The following is a 7,514-nucleotide window of genomic DNA, read 5'->3' as shown; positions in this document are numbered from 1 at the left end:
GAAAGTTCGGAAGAATTTGTTCGTTGCTCGCTGGATATTCTGAAATCCCCACCGAGAGATTTCGAATTTCCTCGGGGGAGGGTATTGGCAGTTGGCTAGTGGCACTGGTGCTCCTGGTGCCACTAGTGAAATCCCTCTAGTTTCTAACTTCTAACCTCGCCCTCCCCCCGCCATTACCTTGTATTTCTTGCATATAAGAGGTACCTTTGCATCGCTATCACTCTATAAATCTCACAACTAGAGCAATTACCTATAGAGGACGTTTAGACAATTCTAATCAAACCAAATAGCATATGAAGCATTACTACTCATTATTAACCTGTGCGCTCTCCCTGCTCCTATGGTTGGGCGTAGCGTCACTATCGGCTCAGACCACGATTGAGGTCACAGAGCCAGGCACGCTACAGAAGAAGCTGAGCGAGACAACCGAGCGATCCAATCTCAAGATTAAGGGCTCGCTCAATGCGAACGACTTCGGAGCTTTGAGAAGCACGGCTGGCATCACCACGCTTGATCTCTCTGAAGTGAAGATCGTCGCTGGCGGTGGATACACAGGCACACCCTCTATGGTGGAGCCTGTCAAGACGGTACCTGGCACTATGCCAGATTGCTTTCTCTTTTCTGGCAGTCTAGCCGAGAGCCTCACCTCTATCACGCTACCGAGCAGTGTGACTCGACTAGGGATTCGCTGTCTGCAAAACGGGACCAAGCTAACCGAGATACATCTCCCCGAGGGGCTTACCTATCTCGGCGAGATGGCTTTTGGTCTCTGCGAGAGCCTAACGGCTATCCAGCTTCCCGAGAGCATTGACACGCTAGCAGGAGCAACATTTGAGGGGTGTAAGGCACTGGAGTCTGTAGAGCTCCCCGAGAGCGTCGTCTCAATGGGAGGCTCCGTCTTCTCTGGTTGCGTGGCGCTCTCCGAGGTGACGCTACCTCCGACACTACAGGAGATACCTTTCGCTACATTCAAGGGCTGTACCTCACTTGAGGAGCTAGATATGCCGAAGTCCCTTAAGAAGATTGGCGCCTTCGCCTTCGAGGGCTGCACAAGTCTCTCCGAGATTCAGCTACCATCACTGATGCGCACCATCGAGCATGACGCATTCTCTGGTTGCGAGGCGCTCGCAAAAGTTAGTATAGAGAGTGTAGCTCTAGAGAGCATCGGTGACAACGCATTTAAGCACTGTAAGGCACTGAAGGAGATCATGATCCCTGCTGGTGTGACGAAGATCGGAGGGCTCGCCTTCAGTGGCTGCGAGGCACTTGCTAATGTTATCTTGCCCTCAAAGCTTAAGATACTTATGGGCGGAGCTTTCGCTCGTACAGCGATCACCGAGCTAACGATACCTGATGCGTGTGAGGAGATACTATATGGTGCCTTTGCCAATTGTAAGAGCCTCAAGACGGTGACGCTACCTCGCTCAATGAAGAAGATGGGTGACAAGGTCTTCGGTGATTGCAAAGCACTTAAGACGGTGATCGTGACAAACCCGACACCCATTGTGGCTGACAAGGCGAAGGATCTAGCTGGTCTAGCCGACCTCTCTGCTATGAGCGAGCTCACGCTCATCGTGCCTGAGGGAACCAAGGCTGCTTACGCAGCTGCTGATGGGTGGAAGGCCTTTGCCAATGTCTCAGAGATGCTGACGCTCACGGCTGAGGTCTCTGCCGAGAAGCCTCTAGAGGGTACTATCACCGCACTGACTACCCCCGAGCTATACCGTGCGGTCAAGCTCACGGGCACGATAACGAGTGCAGACCTGGAGGCGCTCGCACAGCTTCCCCGCATGCAGGAGCTAGATCTCGGCGAGGTTACCTACGATGCTGAGGCAAATCCGCTAGAGGGCTTCAGCTTCAAGGACTACGCTCAGCTACGTAAGCTGACCTATCCGAAGCAGCTTACGACGATTCCTGCCTCTAGCTGTCTCAATGCAATGCTCCTTGAGGAGGTAGTGCTACCAGAGGGGCTGACTACCATTGATGAGGAGGCCTTTAGCTACTGCACCGCTCTGCGTAGTATAGCACTACCTCAGACGGCTCTGAACCTTGGCGAGAGCGTCTTCCATGGTTGCGCTTCGCTAGAGTCGATCGTCTTCCCCGATAACATTGAGCTGATACCAGACTACGGCTTCTTTGACTGCGTCTCGCTGCAGGAGGTCCGCTTCCCTAAGAAGGTTGCCGACATAGGCGAGCAATCCTTTACCAACTGCTCACACATCAAGCAGATTTGGCTTGGCGAGAGCGTCAACGAGATCAAGGAGATGGCTTTCTATGCTTGTGACTCGCTTAAGACGATTACGTCGCTTCGTGAGGTGCCTCCTGTCACGTCTGAGGACGCATTTACCGAGGAGCACTACAAGACGGTGACGGTCGTCGTCGCTTCGGAGGAGATCCAGAAGGCTTATCAGGCAGCTGATACGTGGCGCAACTTCAAGCACTACAAGCTCGCCTCAGCGGGTACACCTATCGCACCAGTTGCTGAGGAGGCTCACACGGCTCTCGTCTATGGTGCCGAGGGAATGCTCTATCTAGAGCTTGCAGCACCCGAGAGTTTTGTCTCTATCTATACACCCGCAGGACTACAGCTTCAGACGCTCCGTCTATCTGCTGGCAAGCATCAGCTACCACTCACAGAGGGTCTATACATTGTAACTATTGATCAAACAAGCTATAAGATATATGTACGCTAAGCAATCACAACTCTATACGATCATACTAGCTAGTCTCCTCCTCCTTTTCGGCTGGGGGAGCACTAGCTCCTCGCTACAAGCTCAGAGCGTCATCCCCGCATCGGAGCAGAAGGCACTCCTCGAGATCTACGACCAGTGCGGTGGAACAGGTTGGGCTGAGGGGTACAACTGGCGCGCTGCCTCAGGACCTGACAAGTACGAGGGTGTAATCATCAAAGGCGGACACGTACAGGGCATTGCTCTCGACGGGGTCGGACTGACGGGACAACTGCCAGGGAGCCTCTTCACCGCCTTCCCCGAACTTCGCTTATTGGGTTTGTCCAATAATAAGCTCTCGGGCTCTATCCCCGAAGCTTTAGGCTCGCTAACCAAACTGGAGGCTCTCACGCTCACCAGTAATCTATGGACAGGCCAGCTGCCTAACCTTGATAAGCTAGTCAACCTAAAGGTACTACACTTGGCAAACCTCTGTAATAAGGATGCCAAAGGGAATGTAATCTCCGAGGTCACTGGTACCCTACCCGACATCTCTAAGATGCCTCAGCTGGAGTATATTGACGCTTCCTACTCCAATCTCTCAGGTCAGCTGCCCGAGCAGATAGGTATCTGCAAGAAGCTCCAGGTGCTAGAGCTCACCGCTAATCAGTTGACAGGTTCTATCCCAGCCTCTATCAATGAGTGTACTAACCTACAGATCCTCTCTGTCCAAAACAACAAGATGAGTGGCGAGATACCAGACTTTAGTGCCTTGCAGCTCCTTGGTAAGACACTAGATCTAGGTCTGGGAGCTACGGAGCCTGGGCGACTCTATCTCAACAATAATGAATTTACAGGCCCTTTCCCCGCAAGCGTCTTGGATCTATATAACTTGGTTCGCTTCTCATGTGCCAACAACAAGCTGACTGGTTCTCTCCCCGCAGATCTGCGTGTACTGGACGCTTGCGAGGCTTTCTTTGCTGACCACAACCAGTTTACAGGCGCTCTGCCTAAGTATCTTCCAGCGAAGCTGTGGTACCTAGATTTAGGACACAACCAGCTCTCAGGTTCTATACCCGCTGAGTGGCGAGATGCGACAGGACTAGGCAAGATCACACTGAGCCACAATGATCTCTCGGGCTCTGTGTCAGCTTTCTACAAGAAGCTTGAGAACCTAGATATGATTGACGTGCGCAACTGTCGCTTCTCTTTTGCGGACTTTAAGGCGTGGGGTGCTTTCATCAAAAACAAAGACTGTATGTTTCGCTTTGGCATGCAGCGACGCTATAGTAAGTTGCACCAGGAGAGCGTATCATCGGGTAGCGATGTCACCTTTGACGCAACTTATCCAGGCTCGCTCATCGGCGACGAACACTATCGGTGGTACAATATGACCACACTACAGCCAATCCCCGATGCCAATGAAGCAAAGCTCACTCTGCGTGGCGTCACCAAAAAGGACGCTTATCGCTACGTCTGTCTCATCACCAGTGAGAAGATGGGTAGCTCACAGCCCCGCTCCGCACTACGGGCAGCTGGTGGCGAAGAGGTGGAGTCTGACGACTTACAGCCGACACTCCGATCTGGCTTTTGGGAGCTCACGGTCGACGGTTACTTCAACGGCACCGACACGCCCGCCCCTATCGCTGACGACCTACGAGTCTACTACGACAGCGAGGCGCAGCAACTTCACCTAGAGAGCGAGGTCTCCGTTACGTCGCTTATGATCGTAGACCTCTCGGGTGCTGTCGTCGCTCGCATCGAGCCTTCTGGAGCAACTTCGCTAGCGCTCTCCTTAGCGACTGGCAAGTATGTCGTACTGCTCAATAGAGCGGATGGGAGCTACGCTACGGCACCTATCCTCGTACACTAATAGTGTCAGACCCTCACCTATATGGTGAGACTATTCTTCTAACGGTAGGAGCTACTCCTTTGTAGGTGTAGCTCCTATTTTATTGCTTTCCGAGGAAATGAATGCCGTTGGACAATGGCTATGTTGGCGAAACTTTTGCCAAACAGCAATAGTCCTGAGACAACTAAGATATGCCTCACTAGCCAGTTGAGCCAAGACGACTAAAGAAAAGCGCAAGATCGGGATCGTGCGACCCAATCTTGCGCTAAGAGTAGCTCTTCTTGTCCCGATTAGAGACAGAGAGCTAAGGCGATAGACTCCTACTAGTTCTTTAGGAAGACTAATCTGTCTAGGATGTCGCCGTTAGCACCATAAGCAACGGCAATGTAGGTGCCTTGTGGGTAGTGAGCTATGGAGATGTCCTGCTTCTGACCGCTGGTCTGTAGTAGGAGCTGTCCCTCTACGTTGAGTAGCTGGATCGTGCTACAGTCACTATCAGCATGGAGCGCTTGACCATCGGGATGATAGGTTAGGACGACTTGACGATTAGCTGGGTGTGCGATGGCTGTGGTGGCGCTTTTGACCGTCCATCCATTGTTTCTAGCAGTTGTCACATCAGCCTCGTGGCTTCCCGGGTTATTACTAATGTCAGCGACCTTCATCCATCCAGTATGCTCCTCGGGTACTTTTTTAGAGGATACATTTGGGAGCTTGTTTAGTAGCTGTGTGAGGAGTGCGGCTGACAGGTTATTCTCAGATACGTTGAGTGAGATGAGCTTCTCTAGGCTCTCCGTGAGGATTTCGCTAAGTTGGTTCTTTGATGCGTTGATTAGCTTGAGTTTAGTATTAGCGCATAGGTCTAGTTGCTTTAGCTGATTTCCTGCGCAGCGTAGCTCAAGTAGAGACTTGCATGCAGAGAGTTTAAGCTCTGTCAGCTTATTGTTGCCACAAGCGAGCCCTGAGAGCATAGTCTGCTTGGAGAGGTCAAGCGCTTGGAGCGCATTACCCTCAACGTCTAGGTGCCGTATGTATTGGGGTACGGACAGGTCAATAGAGGTCAGCTTGTTCCCAGCACAATGTAGCTCTCCTAGGAGACTGTTGTGCGCTAGATCCAGCTTTGCAATGCTATTGTTGCTGCAATTTAGCGTAATCAGCTTGTCGTTCGCTGAGAGGTCTATAGCCTCGAGCTTGTTGTCGTTGCAGTAGAGGGTAGAGAGGATCTTATTGTTCTTTAGGTCTAGGCTGGATAGCTGATTATTGCCACAGTCTAGGATAGATAGCTTCTCTAGCTTGGCAAGGTCTAGTTGCTTTAGTTGATTGTTGCCACACTTGACTTGAGTCAAAAGCGGGTTGTGCTGGAGATCAAGACTCTCTAATTGGTTAGACCCTATGGAGAACTGCTTTAGAGAAGTGAGCTGGGAGAGATCTATTGACTTGAACTGATTCTCGTAACAAAAGAGCATCTCTAGCTTCACGTTGTGAGACAAGTCTAGAGCGGATAACTTATTGCTGTTACAGCCTAACTTGACGAGATTGGTGTTACTCTGTAGGTCTAGCTTCGAGAGGTTGTTGCCTCCGCAAGAGATCTGTGTAAGCTCTGGATTGTGAGATACGCGGAGGTCTGAGAGCTTGTTATTGTGTACGATGAGAAGGCGTAGCTTACTGTTCTGATCAACGTCTAGCGATGTCAACTGATTGTCTGTGCAATAGAGCTCTATCAGGAGCTTATTGTGAGTTACATCTAGGCTAGAGAGTTGGTTCTTATGACAGTATAAGTATTCTAGCTTTTCATTTTTCGATAGGTCTAAGGAGCTGATCGAGTTGTCATTGCAGGCGAACCACTGGAGGTCTTGAACTGCAGAGGTGTTTAGCTCTGTGAGTAAGTTGCCTCGACAGTCTAGCTTGGACAGGCGCTTTGCCTTAGAGAGGTCAAGGTGTGTGATCTCTCTTTTATTGCAGATTAGCTCTTTGATGCGACCCTTGATGGTTACGGTCTGGTTTGTGAGTTTATAGCCGTTGTCAGGATCCCCAGAGACCCCTTGGATATCAAACTTTGGCGTGTCTTCATAGGGAGTTATATCTATATCAAACTCACTACCTACAGGCAGTTTTGTCTGTATGGTGATGATGTCGCTCTCTTCCTGAGCGAAGGACTGTAGATAGCAGACGGATAGGATAGTCAGAGCTATGAACAGTCTAGTTATTTTACCTAAGAGGTTTTTGGTTGATTGCATATCTGATTCTATTGATTGGTATATGGGTTGTATTTATCTTGTCTTGACTACTCACTCTCCGATGCTTCAAGACGAGGCATCAGCTGTGCTTTATGACAATGCTTGATAATGTCTGAGCGTGAGCATTATAGTTTGTAATCTGATATGTATTGTGTAGCTCTTATGTAGTAAGCTTGTTTGAAACGGACGCCTAAGGTATAGAAAATCTGCAATATGACCAAAAAGACCAGGATAGGAATTGCGGCGGGAGAGGTTAGAGATTAGAAGTTAGAGACTAGAGGGACTCCGCTAGTGGCACCAGGAGCACTAGTGCCACTAGCCAACCGCCAATACACCCCTCAGAGGAAATCCGAAATCTCTCGGTGGGGATTTCAGATTATCCAGCGAGGAAGCGAACAAATTCTTCGGAACTTTGATTTCATTCTTCCGAACTTTCATTTCATTCTTCCGAAGTTTTATTTCGCCCCTCGGGGGGGAATTTTCGTTTGCTCGTGAGCTATTGGGAAATTCCTCGGGAGATATCGGACGTGGCGAAGATGTAGTAGCAACTATAGCGCTAGGCAGTCAAGCTCAATCCTCATATTCCAGAGTTGTCGTCAAGTGTAGTTAATGGAGTACAAAGATATAATGCGTCAGCCCTGGGCGAATAGCGGAGCGGGGCGATGTCGCCACTTTTCACTATCTTTGTAGGGAACGAAAGTAAATCACACTATGGCAGCCAAAGACAAGAAAGTACTCTACATCTCTCAGGAGATATAT

The 7,514-nt window shown here is 50.1% G+C and carries 3 protein-coding genes; 2 read left to right on the top strand and 1 reads right to left on the bottom strand.

Annotation, left to right across the window (positions count from 1 at the left end; translation table 11 throughout):
* Window positions 1-293 precede the first annotated feature (293 nt).
* Complete coding sequence (locus Q0X57_RS06650; protein WP_297729334.1) at window positions 294-2,693, top strand: leucine-rich repeat domain-containing protein; 2,400 nt, start codon at window positions 294-296, stop codon at window positions 2,691-2,693.
* Window positions 2,683-4,542: a hypothetical protein gene (locus tag Q0X57_RS06645; RefSeq protein WP_297729330.1), complete on the top strand. Its 1,860-nt coding sequence runs from the start codon at window positions 2,683-2,685 to the stop codon at window positions 4,540-4,542. Before Q0X57_RS06650 ends, Q0X57_RS06645 begins: the two co-directional genes overlap by 11 nt.
* A gap of 302 nt (window positions 4,543-4,844) precedes the next feature.
* Here Q0X57_RS06645 and Q0X57_RS06640 read toward each other — a convergent pair whose 3' ends face one another.
* Entirely contained in the window at window positions 4,845-6,755 is a 1,911-nt protein-coding gene (locus Q0X57_RS06640) for a hypothetical protein (protein ID WP_297729328.1), read from the bottom strand.
* Between the last annotated feature and the right edge of the window lie 759 nt (window positions 6,756-7,514).

The organism is uncultured Porphyromonas sp., from assembly GCF_947254915.1.
Taxonomy (GTDB): domain Bacteria; phylum Bacteroidota; class Bacteroidia; order Bacteroidales; family Porphyromonadaceae; genus Porphyromonas.
The sequence above is the reverse complement of the archived record's forward strand: the minus strand, read 5'-3'. Positions and strand labels throughout refer to the sequence as shown.